Source organism: Polaromonas sp. (genome assembly GCF_029945895.1).
Classification (GTDB): Bacteria; Pseudomonadota; Gammaproteobacteria; order Burkholderiales; family Burkholderiaceae_C; genus Polaromonas.
The window spans coordinates 1-16,528 of sequence record NZ_JAQSDL010000046.1; the positions used below are offsets into that span (position 1 = coordinate 1).

The following is a 16,528-nucleotide window of genomic DNA, read 5'->3' on the forward strand; positions in this document are numbered from 1 at the left end:
ACATGCGCATGCAGCTGATGGTTGAAGCCCTGGCGCAGAGCATCGAAAAAGCCCGTACGGTGGAATCCGCCGCCGTCGCCGCGCAGCTGGAAAAGGCGACGGTGCTGTTTGCCGGCCACAAGGGCGTGATGCGCGGCGCCGACCACCAGTTCCAGCAGCCGCTGCTGGTGGCCGTGATGGACAAGCAGGGTGCGCCCGGCGTCAGGTTCGATGTGGAGGGCTCGGGTTACGGCTTTCGCGTGATCAAGACCATTGATGCGGCGCGCTCCAGCCAGCCGCACAGCTGCAGGATGCAGCGGCCCTGAACCGCAGGCCGTCACCCGTCCCGACCCCAACGCTGAAAGACACGCATGAGACAAGCCGTTTTAGACCTTGAAGAATCAATGATCCGCCAGGTAGCCAATGCCGGCATGGGGCGCAGCGATGTGCTCAGGTTCTGGTTTGGTGAAAGTGACGAGGTCACCCCCGCCTTCATCCGCGACGCCGCCATCGCCTCGCTGCAGCAAGGCGAAACTTTCTACGCGCACAACCTGGGTCTGCCGGAACTGCGCGAAGCGATTGCACGTTACGCCACGGGCTTGCGCTGCGCCGGCGCGGCAGTGATTGATGCGGACCGCATTGCCGTCACCTCGGGTGGCGTGAACGCGCTGATGCTGGCCATGCAGGCGCTGATCGATGCCGGCGATGAAGTGGTGGCGGTCACGCCGGTCTGGCCCAACCTGACCGCGCAGCCGCTGATCATGGGTGCGAGGCTTCGCTGCGTGAGCCTGCGGCCGGTGGCCGGCCAGTGGCAACTCGATATGGACGAATTGCTGGCCGCGATCACACCGCAGACCAGGCTCCTGATCGTCAACGCACCGAACAACCCGACCGGCTGGACCCTGAGCCGCGCCGAGCAGGAGGCCTTGCTCGCGCACTGCCGCCGAACCGGCACCTGGATTCTGGCCGACGAGGTGTACGAGCGGCTTTATTACGAACCTGCCGAGAACGGCTGCGCGCCGAGTTTCCTGGACATTGCGACCCCGGACGACCGGGTGGTCGTCGTGCACAGTTTTTCCAAGAGCTTTCTGATGACCGGCTGGCGCCTGGGCTGGCTGGTGATGCCGCCCGGCATGACGCCGCACATGGGCAAGCTGGTGGAGTTCAATACCTCGTGCGCCCCGGTATTCGTCCAGCGGGCCGCCCTCGTGGCGCTGGCAAGAACCGATGACGTCACGCCTCAGCTGGTGGCCCACCTGAAAACCTGCCGCGACACGCTGGTGCCGCTACTGCAGGCCCCGCCGGGCGTGGAAGTGGCGCCGGCCCGGGGCGGCATGTATGCGTTTTTCAGGCTGTCGGACCAGGCGCGCTTCGGCGACTCGCTGGCCACGGCGAAACGGCTGGTGGTGGAGGCCGGCCTCGGGCTGGCCCCCGGCAATGCCTTCATGGTCAATCCGGCGACCGAGGCCCAGGGCTGGCTGCGCTGGTGTTTTGCGAGCCGGGACGTCGCCAGGCTGGAGCAGGGGGTGGAGCGCCTGGCCCGCTGGCTGCCGGGCGCCTGAACCGGGCCGGAGACTGGGCTATAATCCAAGGCTCTGCCCAAAAGCGTGCTTTTTCATTCATGAAACAGCACCTCGCAGAACACGGCGGCCATGGTCAACTCCCACGTCGGGAACACTGTACCGCTCGCAAGTCATTTCAAGGAAAATCCATGATCGCGAAATCCATCAAGGCCGACATCGTTCAGGCCAACGCACGCGCCGCCGGCGACACCGGCAGCCCTGAAGTTCAAGTGGCCCTGCTGACCGGCCGCATCAATGAACTGATGCCCCATTTCAAGACCCACGCCAAGGACCACCACGGTCGCCGTGGCCTGCTGCGCATGGTGAGCCGCCGCCGCAAGCTGCTGGACTACCTGAAGTCCAGGGACGCGGCCCGTTATGTTGCACTGATCGCCAAACTTGGCCTGCGCAAATAAGCGGTAAACCCAACAAAAAGCGCCTGAGTTAGTTCACTAGCTCAGGCGTTTTGCACTTCAAATAGCGGAAAAAAAACAATTTCAGAAGCGCCATCGGCGCCGATGATTGACTTCGGAGCAAGGCAAAACGATCACGCGCTGTGTCATTCCACAAGAAAAGACCTGTTGTTGCAGGCATTTTGTGGAATGGCATCGTGTTCTGCCAGCCACCCCTCCGGGCTCCTGCACTGCCTCAAGTGCTTGAAACTAGTGGAGATAAACCATGAGCATTTTCAACAAAGTCACCAAATCCTTCCAGTGGGGCCAGCACAAGGTCACGATGGAAACCGGCGAAGTTGCACGCCAGTCAGGCGGCGCCGTGTTGCTGGATATGGATGGCACTGTGGTGCTGGCCACCGTGGTCGCCAAAGCCGACGCCAAGCCAGGCCAGGACTTTTTCCCCCTGACCGTTGACTACCTTGAAAAGACCTATGCCGCCGGCCGTATTCCCGGCAGCTTTTTCAAGCGTGAAGGCCGTCCCAGCGAGTTCGAGACGCTGACCTCGCGCCTGATCGACCGCCCGATCCGACCGCTGTTTCCTGAAGGCTTCTTCAACGAAGTGCAGGTCGTGATCCATGTGCTTTCGCTCAATCCTGAAATCGAAGGCGACATTCCTGCGCTGATCGCTTCCAGTGCCGCGCTGGCCATTTCCGGCATTCCGTTCAACGGCCCGATCGGCGCCGCCCGCGTGGCCTACATTGATGGCCAGTACGTGCTGAACCCTGGCAAGACCCAGCTCAAGGACTCCAGCATGGACCTGGTTGTGGCCGGTACCGAAGCCGCCGTGCTGATGGTCGAGTCCGAAGCCAAACAACTGTCTGAAGAAATCATGCTCGGCGCCATCGTGTTTGGCCATGAGCAGGGCAACATCGCCATCAACGCGATCCACGAACTCGTTCGTGATGCCGGCAAGCCGGTCTGGGACTGGCGTGCGCCTGCCAAGGACGAGGTTCTGATTGCCAAGGTGGTTGCGCTGGCCGAAGAGAAGCTGGTGGCTGCCTACCAGATCCGCAACAAGCAGGCCCGCACCCACGCCACGCGTGAAGTGACCACCTGGACCAAGATGGGCCTGAAGGCCGAGGGCGTCGAATTCGACAGCGTGGCTGTGGACGGCATGCTTTTCGACATTGAAGCCAAAATCGTGCGCAGCCAGATCCTGGCCGGCGACCCGCGTATCGACGGCCGCGACACACGCACCGTGCGCCCCATCGAGATCCGCAACAGCGTCTTGCCCCGCACCCACGGTTCCGCCCTGTTCACGCGCGGCGAGACCCAGGCGCTGGTGATCACCACGCTGGGCACCGAGCGCGATGCACAGCGCATTGATGCCTTGTCGGGCGACTACGAAGACCGCTTCATGCTGCACTACAACATGCCTCCGTTCGCCACCGGCGAAACCGGCCGTGTGGGCAGCCCGAAACGCCGCGAAATCGGCCACGGCCGCCTCGCCAAGCGCGCGCTGATCGCCGTGCTGCCGACCAAGGAAGAGTTCCCGTACACCATGCGTGTCGTGAGCGAGATCACCGAGTCCAACGGCTCGTCGTCGATGGCCTCCGTCTGCGGCGGCTGCCTGTCGCTGATGGACGCCGGTGTGCCGATGAAGGCCCACGTGGCCGGCATCGCCATGGGTTTGATCAAGGAAGACAACCGCTTTGCGGTGCTGACCGACATCCTGGGCGACGAAGATCACCTGGGCGACATGGACTTCAAAGTGGCCGGTACCACCGGCGGCATCACCGCGCTGCAGATGGACATCAAGATCCAGGGCATCACGAAAGAAATCATGCAGGTCGCATTGGCCCAGGCCAAGGAAGCCCGCATGCACATCCTGGGCAAGATGCAGGAAGCCATGGGCGAAGCCAAGGCCGAGGTTTCGGACTTCGCTCCGCGCCTGTATGTCATGAAGATCAACCCCGAGAAAATCCGTGACGTGATCGGCAAGGGCGGCGCCGTGATCCGTGCGCTGACCGAAGAAACCGGCACGCAGATCAACATCGAGGAAGACGGCACCATCACCATCGCGTCGAACGACAGCGTCAAGGCCGACGAAGCCAAGCGCCGCATCGCCGAGATCACCGCCGAAGTCGAAATCGGCAAGGTCTACGAAGGCGCGGTCACCAAGATCCTCGACTTCGGTGCGCTGGTCAACCTGTTGCCCGGCAAGGACGGCCTGCTGCACATCAGCCAGATCGCCCACGAACGCGTCGAGCGCGTGAGCGACTACCTGAGCGAAGGCCAGATCGTCAAGGTCAAGGTTCTGGAAACCGACGAAAAAGGCCGCGTCAAACTGTCCATGAAGGCGCTGCTGGATCGTCCGGCCCAAGGGCAGGATCAGGGCTGATCTGCTATTGATTTTGTAGCTGTCGGTGCACGTCCAACGTGGGCTGCAGCCACAAATGATCTGGAAAATCCATGAAAGCAGTCGAAATCACCACTTTTGGGGCGCCTGAGGTTCTGCGCCTGGGCGAGCGGCCCGATCCGGTTGCCGGTCCCGGCGAATTGCTGATCCGTGTTGCTGCGTCGGGTGTGAACCGCCCCGATGTCCTGCAGCGCACCGGCAACTACCCGGTGCCGCCCGGGGCGTCGGATATTCCGGGGCTGGAAGTGGCGGGGACCATCGTCAGCGGCGATGCCCAGGCCATGGCGCAGGCCAGGCTGAACGTGGGCGACCGTGTCTGCGCGCTGGTGGCCGGCGGCGGTTACGCCGAATTGTGCGTGGCGCCGGTGGGCCAATGTCTGCCGGTTCCGGCGGGCCTCAGCGACATCGAGGCAGCTTCGCTGCCCGAAACATTTTTTACCGTCTGGAGCAATGTGTTCGACCGGGTGCGTCTGCAGAAGGGCGAAACCCTGCTGATTCAGGGCGGCTCCAGCGGCATCGGCGTGACGGCCATCCAGATGGCCAAGGCGCTGGGCGCCACGGTGCTGGTCACGGCCGGCAGCGACGACAAGTGCGCCGCCTGCGTGGCCCTTGGTGCCGACCACGCGATCAACTACAAGACCAGCGACTTTGTCGAAGAAGTCAAGAAGCTCACGGCCGGCCAGGGTGTCCATGTCATTCTCGACATGGTTGCCGGCAGCTACGTGGTGCGTGAGGTCGAGTGCCTCGCCGAAGACGGCCGTCTGGTGATCATTGCAGTGCAGGGCGGTCTGAAGGCCGAGTTCAATGCGGGCCTGGTGTTGCGCAAACGCCTGACCATCACCGGTTCGACCCTTCGGCCGCGTTCCATTGAGTTCAAGGCTGCGATTGCCACGGCCTTGCGGGACAAGGTCTGGCCGCTGATTGCCGGCGGTGCGATCAAGCCCGTGATCCACAGCACCTTTGCCGCGGCCGATGCCGCCCAGGCGCATGCGCTCATGGAGTCGAACCAGCACATCGGCAAAATCGTTCTGACCTGGCAGGCACCCGCAACATGAAAAAACTCATCGCAGGAAACTGGAAGATGAACGGCGGCCTGGCTGCCAACGAAGCCTTGCTGCAGGCGCTGGCGGCCGGTTTGCCCGCGCAGCCGGGTTGCGCGGTGGCGGTGTGTGTTCCGGCGCCGTACCTGGCGCAGTTCCAGGCGCTGGCTCAGGCCTTGCCGGCATTGGCTGCCATTGATCTGGGGGCGCAGGACGTTTCGGCCAAGGTCTCCGGGGCTTACACCGGTGAAGTCAGCGCGTCCATGCTGAAGGACTTCGGCTGCCGTTACGCCATCGTCGGCCATTCGGAGCGCCGCCAGTACCACTTCGAGACCGATGCACTGGTGGCCGAAAAAGCGCAGCAGGCGCTGGCAGCGGGCATCACGCCGATTGTCTGTGTCGGCGAGACGCTGGCGGAACGCGAAGCAGGGCAGACCGAGAGCGTCGTCAAGCGCCAGCTGGCAGCGGTGATTCATGCCAACGGCCATTGCATCAGCGAGATCGTCGTGGCGTATGAACCCGTCTGGGCGATAGGCACCGGCAGGACCGCGACGCCCGAGCAGGCGCAGGCCGTGCACGCGGTGCTCAGGGCTCAGCTCAAGGCGGCGACGGACCAGTCCGCGCGCGTGAAAATTCTGTACGGCGGGAGCATGAATGCGGCCAATGCCGCAACGCTGCTGAGCCAGCCTGATATCGACGGCGGCCTGATCGGCGGCGCGTCGCTCAAGGCCCCCGATTTTTTGACGATTATTGCTGCAACCGCCGTCTGACGGGCGGAGCATGCTATTTAATTAGGAGTAAACATGAACGTTTTGTTAACCATTGTCCTGGCGATCCAGATGCTCACCGCGCTGGGCATGATTGGCCTGATCCTCGTGCAGCACGGCAAGGGCGCCGACATGGGAGCGGCTTTTGGCAGCGGCGGTTCCGGCAGCCTGTTTGGCGCCAGCGGCAGTGCCAACTTCCTGTCGCGCACGACGGCCGTCCTGGCGGCCGTGTTTTTTGCGTGCACCCTGCTGCTGGCCTACTTCGGCAACGCGCGCCCGCAGACCGGCACCAGCGTGCTGGAAGGTGCAGCCATCACTGCGCCCGCGCCGCCTCCTACTGGCGCGGGTCAGATCCCCGGTACGGCAAGCCCTGCACCGACAGCCGGTGCAGTGGCGGTGCCGCCGGCGCCAGCAGCTTCGGGTGCAGGTCAGATCCCGACGAAATAGCACTACAAAGGTGCCGTTCTCCTCAGGGAACGGCACAAATTCAGGGTAAACTCTGAGACTGACCGGAAAGCCAAAAACCGCAAGGTTCCTCATGCAATCCGGACAGATAAAAACCGCGGACGTGGTGAAATTGGTAGACACGCTATCTTGAGGGGGTAGTGGCGAAAGCTGTGCGAGTTCGAGTCTCGCCGTCCGCACCACCTACGGGCACTGGCCAGTACTGCGCATGCAGGGCTCAGGGCCTTGAACGGCAAAACCGGCATTGAGCACAAGCGGCTTGCAGAAGTTGAATCGACGATGAACCTCGACCAATACCTCCCCGTCCTGTTGTTTATCCTGGTGGGCGTGGCAGTCGGCGTGGTGCCCCAGGTGCTGGGCCGTCTGCTTGGTCCGAACAAGCCGGACAGCGAAAAGAACTCCCCTTATGAATGCGGCTTTGAGGCGTTTGAAGATGCCCGCATGAAGTTCGATGTGCGTTATTACCTCGTCGCCATCCTGTTCATTCTTTTCGACCTCGAAATCGCATTCCTGTTTCCGTGGGCCGTGGCGCTCAAGGAAATCGGTCCGGTCGGTTTCTGGTCCATGATGATTTTCCTCGGCATTCTGGTCGTCGGTTTTGCCTACGAGTGGAAAAAAGGCGCCCTGGACTGGGAATAGCTCACCAAGACTCAGCGGCTGCCCGCGCAGCCGCCACAAAGGGACGGGTATGTCACTAGAAGGTGTTTTCAATGAAGGCTTCATGACCACGAGTTACGACTCGGTGGTCAACTGGGCCAAGACCGGGTCGCTCTGGCCCATGACCTTTGGCCTGGCCTGCTGCGCCGTCGAGATGATGCACGCCGGTGCCGCGCGTTACGACATCGACCGCTTCGGCATGCTGTTTCGACCCAGCCCACGCCAGTCCGACCTGATGATTGTGGCCGGCACGCTGTGCAACAAGATGGGCCCGGCCCTGCGCAAGGTGTACGACCAGATGTCCGAGCCGCGCTGGGTGCTGTCCATGGGGTCGTGCGCCAACGGAGGCGGTTATTACCACTACAGTTATTCGGTCGTGCGCGGCTGCGACCGCATTGTGCCGGTCGATGTCTACGTGCCGGGCTGTCCGCCGACGGCCGAAGCGCTGTTGTACGGCATCATCCAGTTGCAGCAGAAAATCCGCCGCACCAACACCATTGCGAGGGCTTGATGGGTCCTCTGCATCCTGCTACTGCTGAACAACTCGCAGCTACGCTTGCTGCCGCCCTCGGTGAAAAAGCCAGGCGCGTGAGCGTTGCGCTGGGTGAACTGACGGTCGTTGTGGCCGCGCCCGACTACGCTGCCGCCGCGCTGATCCTGCGCGACACCCCGGGCTGCCAGTTTGAACAACTCATCGACCTCTGCGGCATCGACTACTCCGAATACGCCGACGGCCGCTACGACGGCCGTCGTTTCTGTGTGGCCTCGCACCTGCTGTCGGTCAGCCTGAACCAGCGCGTGCGGCTCAAGGTCTTCTGCGACGACGACGATTTCCCGGTTGTGGCCTCGCTCACGGAGGTGTGGAATTCGGCCAACTGGTTCGAGCGCGAGGCGTTCGACCTGTTCGGCATCATCTTTGAAGGTCACAACGACCTGCGCCGCATCCTGACCGACTACGGCTTCATCGGCCATCCTTTCCGCAAGGACTTCCCGACCACCGGCCACGTCGAGATGCGTTACGACCCCGAGCAGAAACGCGTGATCTACCAGCCGGTGACGATCGAGCCGCGTGAAACCACTCCGCGCGTGATCCGTGAAGACAACTACGGCGGACTGCAGTAAGCCGCGAGGCAAGAGATACCCCATGGCTGAAATAAAAAACTACACGCTCAATTTCGGGCCGCAGCATCCTGCAGCCCACGGTGTGCTGCGCCTCGTCCTCGAGCTCGACGGCGAGGTGATCCAGCGTGCCGACCCGCACATCGGCCTGCTGCACCGCGCCACCGAAAAACTCGCCGAGAGCAAGACCTACATCCAGTCGCTGCCTTACATGGACCGCCTCGACTACGTGTCGATGATGTCCAACGAGCATGCCTACTGCCTGGCCATTGAAAAACTTCTTGGCGTGGACGTGCCGGTGCGCGCGCAGTACATCCGCGTGATGTTCTCCGAGATCACGCGCCTGCTCAACCACCTGCTCTGGCTGGGCGCGCACGGTTTCGACTGCGGCGCGATGAACATCCTGATCTACTGCTTCCGCGAGCGCGAGGCGCTGTTCGACATGTACGAGGCTGTCTCCGGTGCGCGCATGCACGCGGCCTATTTCCGGCCGGGCGGCGTTTACCGCGACCTGCCCGAGGCCATGTCCCAGTACAAGGTCAGCAAGATCAAGAACGCCAAGGCCATCGAGGCGCTCAACGAAAATCGCCAGGGTTCCTTGCTGGACTTCATTGAGGACTTCGCCAACAAGTTTCCGGGTTATGTGGATGAGTACGAAACCCTGCTGACCGACAACCGGATCTGGAAGCAGCGCACGGTCGGCATCGGCGTGGTCTCACCCGAGCGCGCGCTGAACCTGGGCTTCACTGGCCCGATGCTCCGGGGCTCCGGTTTTGCCTGGGACCTGCGCAAGCAGCAGCCGTACGACGTCTACGCCCAGATGGACTTCGACGTCCCCGTCGGCAAAACCGGCGACTGTTATGACCGTTACCTGGTCCGCATCGAGGAGATGCGCCAGTCCAACCGCATCATCAAGCAGTGTGTCGACTGGCTGCGCGTCAACCCCGGCCCGGTGATCACCAGCAACCACAAGGTGGCTCCTCCCGACCGCGAGTCCATGAAGTCCAACATGGAAGAGCTGATTCACCATTTCAAGCTCTTCACCGAAGGCTTCCACGTGCCCGAAGGCGAAGCCTATGCCGCGGTCGAGCATCCAAAGGGCGAGTTCGGCATCTACATCGTCAGTGACGGGGCCAACAAGCCGTACCGCCTGAAGATCCGTCCTCCGGGTTTTTCGCACCTGGCGGCCATGGACGAAATGTCGCGAGGCCACATGATTGCCGATGCGGTCGCCGTCATCGGCACGATGGACATTGTGTTTGGCGAAATTGACCGCTGAAGAACCATGACTTCTGAATCCAACCCCACCCGCACGTCTGCGCTGTCAGCACAGGCCCTCGACCGTTTTTCCCGCGAGGTCGCCAAGTACCCGGCTGACCAGAAGCAGTCGGCCGTCATGGCCTGCCTGGCCATCGTGCAGGAAGAGCAGGGCTATGTGAGCGCGGAGAGCGAGAAGCTGGTCGCCGCCTACCTCGGCATGGCGCCAATTGCCGTGCATGAGGTCACGACCTTCTACAACATGTACAACCAGAAGCCGATGGGCAAGTACAAGATCAACGTCTGTACCAACCTGCCGTGCCAGCTCCGCGAGGGCGCCCAGGCGCTGTCCTATCTCGAGCACAAACTGGGCGTGACCATGGGCGGCACGACCGAAGATGGCCTGTTCACCCTGCAGCAGTCCGAGTGTCTGGGCGCCTGTGCCGACTCACCGGTCATGCTGGTCAACGATCTGCACATGTGCAGCTTCATGAGCAACGACAAGCTCGACCAGCTGATCGATGGCCTTAAATCTGCCGAGGCAAAGTAACCATGTCAGCTTCCAGCATCCTTTCCCAGTTCGAGGCCACCGGCGTCCAGACCTCGTTCCACGGCCGCCATATCGACCCGCAAATCATGGCGGGCCTCGATGGTGCCAACTGGCGCCTGAAAGACTATGAAGCGCGTGGCGGCTACCAGGCCCTGCGCAGGATTCTGGGCAAGGACGGCGGCGAAGGCCTGACGCAAGACCAGGTGATCGCCGAGGTCAAGGGCAGTGGCCTGCGCGGCCGTGGCGGCGCGGGTTTCCCGACCGGTCTGAAGTGGAGTTTCATGCCGCGCCAGTTTCCAGGCCAGAAATACCTGGTCTGCAATTCGGACGAAGGCGAGCCGGGCACGGCCAAAGACCGCGACATCATGCAATACAACCCGCACATCGTCATCGAAGGCATGGCGATTGCCGCCTATGCGATGGGCATCAGCGTGGGCTACAACTACATCCACGGCGAAATTTTCACCACCTACAGGCGGTTTGAAGAGGCGCTGGAAGAAGCGCGCGCCGCCGGTCTGCTGGGCGACAACATTCTGGGCAGCAACTACAGCTTCCAGCTGCATGCCGCCCACGGATTCGGCGCCTACATCTGCGGCGAAGAAACCGCCTTGCTGGAATCGCTGGAGGGCAAAAAAGGCCAGCCGCGGTTCAAGCCGCCGTTTCCCGCAAGTTTCGGCCTGTATGGCAAGCCAACCACCATCAACAACACGGAAACCTTTGCGGCCGTGCCCTGGATCATCCGAAACGGTGGCCAGGCCTATCTGGACTGTGGCAAGCCCAATAACGGCGGCACCAAGATTTTCACGATCAGCGGCGATGTTGAGCGTCCGGGCAACTACGAAATCCCGATGGGCACGCCGTTTGCCAAACTGCTCGAGCTCGCGGGCGGCATGCGCGGTGGGCGCAAGCTCAAGGCGGTGATTCCCGGTGGCTCGTCTATGCCGGTGCTGCCGGCCGACATCATGATGGCCACCGACATGGACTACGACTCGATCGCCAAGGCCGGTTCCATGCTCGGCTCCGGCGCGGTGATCGTGATGGACGAGACCCGCTGCATGGTCAAGAGCCTGCTGCGCCTGTCCTACTTCTACATGCACGAAAGCTGTGGCCAGTGCACCCCTTGCCGCGAAGGCACGGGTTGGCTCTGGCGCATGGTGGACCGTATTGAACACGGCCACGGCCGCGATAGCGACCTGGACATGCTCAATTCGATCGCCGACAACATCCAGGGCCGCACCATCTGCGCGCTCGGCGACGCTGCGGCCATGCCGGTGCGCGCCATGATCAAGCACTTTCGCGCCGAGTTCGAACATCACATCACCCACAAGACCTGCCTGGTCCCGGTTTACGCATAAAAGCGCCTCCTCAAAGCAAAATCACCATGGTTGAAATCCAACTCGACGGTCAGAAAGTGGAAGTGCTCGAAGGCAGCACGGTGATGCATGCGGCCGAAAAAGCCGGTACCTACATTCCCCATTTCTGCTACCACAAGAAGCTCAGCATCGCGGCCAACTGCCGCATGTGCCTGGTCGATGTGGAAAAGGCCCCCAAGCCGATGCCGGCCTGCGCCACGCCCGTCACGCAAGGGATGATCGTGCACACCAAGAGCGACAAAGCCATCAAGGCCCAGAAGGGCGTGATGGAGTTCCTGCTGATCAACCACCCGCTCGATTGCCCGATCTGCGACCAGGGCGGCGAGTGCCAGCTGCAGGATCTGGCGGTCGGTTACGGCAGCAGCGGTTCGCGCTACGAGGAGGAAAAGCGCGTGGTTTTCCACAAGGACGTGGGCCCGCTGATCTCGATGGAAGAGATGAGCCGCTGCATCCATTGCACGCGCTGCGTGCGTTTTGGCCAGGAAGTTGCCGGCGTGATGGAACTCGGCATGTCGCACCGCGGTGAACATGCCGAGATCGAGACTTTTGTCGGCATGTCCGTGGACTCCGAACTGTCGGGCAACATGATCGACATCTGCCCGGTCGGCGCGCTGACCAGCAAGCCTTTCCGGTACAGCGCCCGTACCTGGGAGCTGTCGCGCCGCAAGTCGGTCAGCCCGCACGATTCGACCGGTGCCAACCTGATTGTCCAGGTCAAGAACAACCGGGTCATGCGTGTTGTGCCGCTCGAAAACGAAGATGTCAACGAGTGCTGGATTGCCGACCGCGATCGTTTCTCGTACGAAGCCCTGAACAGCGACGAGCGCCTGACCACGCCCATGCTCAAGCAGGGCGGACAGTGGACGGCTGTGGACTGGCAGACCGCGCTCGAATATGTTGCCAACGGGCTCAAGCAGATCAAGACTGACCACGGTGCCGACAGCGTGGGCACCCTGGCCAGCCCGCACAGCACACTCGAAGAGCTGTTCCTGGCGGCCTCGCTGATGCGCGGCCTGGGCAGCGACAACATCGACTACCGCCTGCGCCATGCTGAATTCGCGCCGACCCCCTCCGTGCGCTGGCTGGGCAGCTCGATTGCGTCGCTGTCCGATCTTCAGCGGGTGCTGGTCGTGGGCTCCAACCTGCGCAAGGACCATCCGCTGTTTGCACAGCGGATTCGGCAGTCTGTCCGCAAGGGCTGTGCGCTGAGTGCTATCAATTCAGAAGCGGAATTGGCTTCGGCCGACGCCTGGGCCATGCCCGTGGCCCATGCTGTCCTGGCCGAGCCGGGGGCCTGGGCGCAGGCCCTGGCTGATGTGGCCGCGGCGATTGCAGCGGACAAGGGCATGGCGGCGCCTGCCGCCGGTCAGGCCACGGACGCTGCCAAAGCAGTGGCCAAGTCTCTGCAGGGCGGCGAGCGCAAGGCCATCCTGCTGGGCAACGCTGCCGCGCACCACGCCAACGCCGCCAGTCTCCTGGCCCTGGCCAACTGGATTGGCGAGCAGACCGGCGCGACCGTCGGTTACCTCACGGAAGCGGCCAACACCGTGGGCGCCCAGCTGGCGGGTGCGTTTCCGGCGGGCAACGGTCTGGATGCCGGCCAGATGCTGGCGGGCAAGCTCAAGGCCGTCATTCTGCTCAACAACGAGCCGGAGTTCGATTCGGCGGCCGGGGCTTCGGCCAGGGCCACATTGGGCAGCGCACACATGGTAGTGACCCTGAGCCCCTTCAAGGCGAACATGGATTTCAGCGACGTGTTGCTGCCGATTGCACCGTTCACTGAAACGCCCGGTACCTTTGTCAACGCCGAAGGCCGCGTGCAGAGCTTTCATGCCGTGGTCAAGCCGCTCGGTGAAACACGCCCTGCCTGGAAGGTGCTGCGTGTGCTGGCCAACCTGCTCGGTCTGCCTGGCTTTGACTTTGAGTCCTCGCAGGATGTGCTGCGGCAGATTCCCGGCGCCGACGGCGCGATGGTGCCCGCGCAGCGGCTTGGAAATGCGACGCAGGCGGCGGTGAAGCTCACGGCGGCTGGCGCGGCGCCGGTTGTCGCCAGCATTTACCAGCTCGACAGCCTGGTACGTCGCGCCACCTCGCTGCAGCTGACGGCCGATGCGCGCCAGGCGCACGAAGAAGGAGCCACCGCATGATTGACGCCATTTTCGGTTTCGGCCAGGGTTTGATGGGCGGTATCTGGCCCGGCACGGTCTGGCCGGTGCTCTGGGCCCTGATCAAGATTGTCGTGGTGCTGCTGCCGCTGATGGGCTGTGTGGCCTACCTCACGCTGTGGGAGCGCAAGGCGATCGGTTTCACCCAGATCCGCCTGGGTCCGAACCGCGTCGGCCCCTTTGGCCTGTTGCAACCGATTGCCGACGCGCTCAAGCTGCTGACCAAGGAAATCATCATTCCAACGGCGGCCAGCAAGGGCCTGTTTGTGCTGGGCCCCATCATGACCATCATGCCGGCGCTGGCGGCCTGGGCGGTGGTGCCTTTCGGTCCCGATGTGGCCCTGGCCAACATCAACGCCGGCCTGCTGTTCCTGATGGCCATCACCTCGCTCGAGGTGTACGGCGTCATCATCGCCGGCTGGGCATCGAACTCCAAATACGCTTTCCTGGGCGCCATGCGGGCGTCGGCGCAGATGGTCAGCTACGAAATCGCCATGGGTTTTTGCCTGGTGGTGGTGCTGATGGTGTCAGCCAGCCTGAACATGACAGACATCGTGATGGGCCAGGCCGTCGGCATGGCGGCCAGCAAGGGCCTTAATTTCCTGTCCTGGAACTGGCTGCCGCTGCTGCCGATTTTTGTGGTGTTTTTCATTGCCGGCCTGGCCGAAACCAACCGTCACCCGTTTGACGTGGTCGAGGGCGAGTCCGAAATCGTGGCCGGCCACATGGTCGAATACTCGGGCATGGCCTTTGCCATGTTCTTCCTGGCCGAATACGCCAACATGATTCTGGTCTCCATCCTGACCGTGATCCTGTTTCTTGGCGGCTGGCTGTCGCCGATTGACAGTGCGCTCTTCAATTGGGTGCCGGGCTGGATCTGGCTGGGCTTGAAGACCTTTGTGGTCGTCACCCTGTTCCTGTGGGTGCGCGCCACCTTTCCGCGCTTCCGTTATGACCAGATCATGCGTCTGGGCTGGAAGATCTTCATTCCCGTGACCCTGGTCTGGCTGGTGGTCATCGGGGCCTGGATGCAGACCCCGTACAGCCTCTGGAAATGATTATGGCCCCCACGCTTTTCACTTCGTGTAATGCGCTGCCCCCCGGGGGGGCCGCATTTTTCCCTGGGACGACCCGGTGGAAAAATATGAGCCCCCACGTTCGCGCACTTCGTGTCGCTCTCTGCCCCCCGATGGGGCTGCTGCGCCTGCGGCCCGGCAAAGCCGGTTCCGTGGCCCCTGCTTGCATGAATGCATCGCTGGCAAGCTCCACTCTCGCAGGAAACTGATATGTCTGCCGTCGCCTCCGTCAAAGATTTTGTTTCCAGCTTCATGCTGACCGAGCTGTTCAAGGGCATGGCCCTGACCGGCAAGTACATGTTCAAGCGCAAGATCACGATCCAGTTCCCGGAAGAAAAAACGCCGCTGAGTCCGCGTTTTCGCGGCCTGCATGCGCTGCGCCGTTATGAAAACGGCGAAGAGCGCTGCATTGCCTGCAAGCTGTGCGAGGCCGTCTGTCCGGCCATGGCCATCACGATCGAATCGGATGTGCGCGAAGACGGCAGCCGCCGCACCTCGCGTTACGACATCGACCTGACCAAGTGCATCTTCTGCGGCTTTTGCGAGGAAAGCTGTCCGGTGGACTCCATCGTCGAGACACACATCTTCGAATACCACGGCGAAAAACGCGGTGACCTGTATTTCACCAAGGACATGCTGCTGGCTGTCGGTGACCGTTACGAAAAAGAAATCGCTGCCAACCGCGCCGCGGATGCCAAGTACCGCTGACACCGCCTCACGGCTGTTGGCTCAAGAAAGATTCGCAGAACATGGACGCTAAAACAGGTCTCTTTTATCTCTTCGCCCTGGTGCTGCTGTTTGCCGCATTCCGGGTGATCACGGCGCGCAATCCCGTGCATGCCGCCCTGTACCTGGTGCTGGCCTTCTTCCAGGCGTCCGCCCTGTGGATTCTGCTCAAGGCCGAATTCCTGGCCATCACGCTGGTGCTGGTGTATGTCGGCGCCGTCATGGTGCTTTTTCTTTTTGTCGTGATGATGCTGGACATCAACATGGAAGGGGTGCGCAAGGGTTTCTGGAAACATTTCCCGCTGGCTGCCAGCGTGGGTGCGTTGATCACGCTGGAAATGTCTGCTGTGCTGATGGGCGGGTTCCGCCTGAGCGACGCGCCCAAGTCTGCGGTGCTGGCAGGGCAGGCCGCCGCGCAGTATTCGAACACCAAAGAGATCGGCAAGGTGCTGTATTCCGAATATCTGTATCCGCTTGAAATCGCGGCAGTGATTCTGCTGGTGGCCATCATTGCCGCCATTGCGCTGACCCTGCGCGCGCGCAAGGATTCCAAAAACACCAACCCGGCCGACCAGATCCGCGTCAAGCGCGGCGATCGCGTCAGTCTGGTCAAGATGAAGGCAACGCAGGCGGCACCCGTGGTTGCTGCACCGGAGGAAAAGGCATGATGCTCTCGCTCGGACACTTCCTGACACTGGGCGCGATGCTGTTTGCGCTGTCGGTCATCGGCATTTTCCTGAACCGGAAGAACCTGATCATCATTTTGATGGCGATCGAACTCATGCTGCTGGCTGTCAACATGAACTTTGTGGCTTTCTCGTACTACCTCAACGACCTGGCCGGCCAGGTGTTCGTGTTTTTCATCCTGACCGTCGCAGCCGCCGAATCGGCCATCGGACTGGCCATTCTCGTTCTGCTGTTCCGCAACAAGGCCAGCATCAACGTGGACGAACTCAACACGCTCAAGGGTTAACAACA

Annotated in this window: 17 protein-coding genes, 1 tRNA gene and 1 pseudogene; all 19 read left to right on the forward strand. The window is 62.1% G+C overall.

The window, feature by feature from the left end; genetic code table 11:
- Positions 1-305 (forward strand): annotated as a pseudogene (locus tag PSV33_RS06695) (branched-chain amino acid ABC transporter substrate-binding protein); the annotation flags it as partial.
- A gap of 45 nt (positions 306-350) precedes the next feature.
- Positions 351-1,541: a pyridoxal phosphate-dependent aminotransferase gene (locus PSV33_RS06700; RefSeq protein WP_300560066.1), complete on the forward strand. Its 1,191-nt coding sequence runs from the start codon at positions 351-353 to the stop codon at positions 1,539-1,541.
- Positions 1,542-1,690: 149 nt separating this feature from the next.
- Positions 1,691-1,957 (forward strand): 30S ribosomal protein S15, encoded by a 267-nt coding sequence (gene rpsO / locus PSV33_RS06705; RefSeq protein ID WP_300518408.1) that lies wholly within the window; start codon positions 1,691-1,693, stop codon positions 1,955-1,957.
- 262 nt (positions 1,958-2,219) lie between these two features.
- Positions 2,220-4,337, forward strand: a complete 2,118-nt coding sequence (gene pnp / locus PSV33_RS06710; protein ID WP_300560069.1) for a polyribonucleotide nucleotidyltransferase — start codon at positions 2,220-2,222, stop codon at positions 4,335-4,337.
- Between the two features lie 71 nt (positions 4,338-4,408).
- Positions 4,409-5,410: an NAD(P)H-quinone oxidoreductase gene (locus PSV33_RS06715; RefSeq protein WP_300560071.1), complete on the forward strand. Its 1,002-nt coding sequence runs from the start codon at positions 4,409-4,411 to the stop codon at positions 5,408-5,410.
- Positions 5,407-6,165 carry a triose-phosphate isomerase gene (tpiA, locus tag PSV33_RS06720; protein ID WP_300560072.1) on the forward strand — a complete coding sequence of 253 codons (759 nt, stop codon included), beginning with the start codon at positions 5,407-5,409 and terminating at the stop codon, positions 6,163-6,165. The genes PSV33_RS06715 and tpiA overlap by 4 nt, the downstream gene beginning before the upstream one ends.
- Before the next feature lie 33 nt (positions 6,166-6,198).
- Complete coding sequence (gene secG, locus PSV33_RS06725; RefSeq protein WP_300560073.1) at positions 6,199-6,609, forward strand: preprotein translocase subunit SecG; 411 nt, start codon at positions 6,199-6,201, stop codon at positions 6,607-6,609.
- Between the two features lie 115 nt (positions 6,610-6,724).
- Positions 6,725-6,809: transfer RNA gene (locus tag PSV33_RS06730), tRNA-Leu, on the forward strand.
- Between the two features lie 97 nt (positions 6,810-6,906).
- On the forward strand, positions 6,907-7,266 hold the full coding sequence (locus tag PSV33_RS06735) for an NADH-quinone oxidoreductase subunit A (protein ID WP_293594538.1): 360 nt from the start codon (positions 6,907-6,909) through the stop codon (positions 7,264-7,266).
- A gap of 49 nt (positions 7,267-7,315) precedes the next feature.
- On the forward strand, positions 7,316-7,795 hold the full coding sequence (locus PSV33_RS06740) for an NADH-quinone oxidoreductase subunit B family protein (protein ID WP_096665943.1): 480 nt from the start codon (positions 7,316-7,318) through the stop codon (positions 7,793-7,795).
- Positions 7,795-8,406: an NADH-quinone oxidoreductase subunit C gene (locus PSV33_RS06745; RefSeq protein ID WP_300560074.1), complete on the forward strand. Its 612-nt coding sequence runs from the start codon at positions 7,795-7,797 to the stop codon at positions 8,404-8,406. The genes PSV33_RS06740 and PSV33_RS06745 overlap by 1 nt, the downstream gene beginning before the upstream one ends.
- 22 nt (positions 8,407-8,428) lie before the next feature.
- Positions 8,429-9,682, forward strand: coding sequence for an NADH-quinone oxidoreductase subunit D (locus PSV33_RS06750; protein ID WP_300560075.1), 1,254 nt, complete (start codon positions 8,429-8,431; stop codon positions 9,680-9,682).
- 6 nt (positions 9,683-9,688) lie between these two features.
- Complete coding sequence (gene nuoE, locus PSV33_RS06755) at positions 9,689-10,210, forward strand: NADH-quinone oxidoreductase subunit NuoE (protein ID WP_300560076.1); 522 nt, start codon at positions 9,689-9,691, stop codon at positions 10,208-10,210.
- 2 nt (positions 10,211-10,212) lie between these two features.
- Complete coding sequence (gene nuoF / locus PSV33_RS06760; protein WP_300560077.1) at positions 10,213-11,565, forward strand: NADH-quinone oxidoreductase subunit NuoF; 1,353 nt, start codon at positions 10,213-10,215, stop codon at positions 11,563-11,565.
- A gap of 26 nt (positions 11,566-11,591) precedes the next feature.
- Positions 11,592-13,730 carry an NADH-quinone oxidoreductase subunit NuoG gene (gene nuoG / locus PSV33_RS06765; protein WP_300560078.1) on the forward strand — a complete coding sequence of 713 codons (2,139 nt, stop codon included), beginning with the start codon at positions 11,592-11,594 and terminating at the stop codon, positions 13,728-13,730.
- The gene (nuoH, locus tag PSV33_RS06770) at positions 13,727-14,806 is read left to right on the forward strand and encodes an NADH-quinone oxidoreductase subunit NuoH (protein ID WP_300560079.1); all 1,080 of its coding nucleotides are present in this window, start codon (positions 13,727-13,729) and stop codon (positions 14,804-14,806) included. Before nuoG ends, nuoH begins: the two co-directional genes overlap by 4 nt.
- 228 nt (positions 14,807-15,034) lie before the next feature.
- Positions 15,035-15,532 (forward strand): NADH-quinone oxidoreductase subunit NuoI, encoded by a 498-nt coding sequence (gene nuoI, locus PSV33_RS06775; RefSeq protein ID WP_300560080.1) that lies wholly within the window; start codon positions 15,035-15,037, stop codon positions 15,530-15,532.
- Between the two features lie 41 nt (positions 15,533-15,573).
- Positions 15,574-16,218, forward strand: coding sequence for an NADH-quinone oxidoreductase subunit J (locus PSV33_RS06780; RefSeq protein WP_300560081.1), 645 nt, complete (start codon positions 15,574-15,576; stop codon positions 16,216-16,218).
- Positions 16,215-16,523: an NADH-quinone oxidoreductase subunit NuoK gene (nuoK, locus tag PSV33_RS06785; protein ID WP_300518442.1), complete on the forward strand. Its 309-nt coding sequence runs from the start codon at positions 16,215-16,217 to the stop codon at positions 16,521-16,523. Before PSV33_RS06780 ends, nuoK begins: the two co-directional genes overlap by 4 nt.
- Positions 16,524-16,528: the final 5 nt, after the last annotated feature.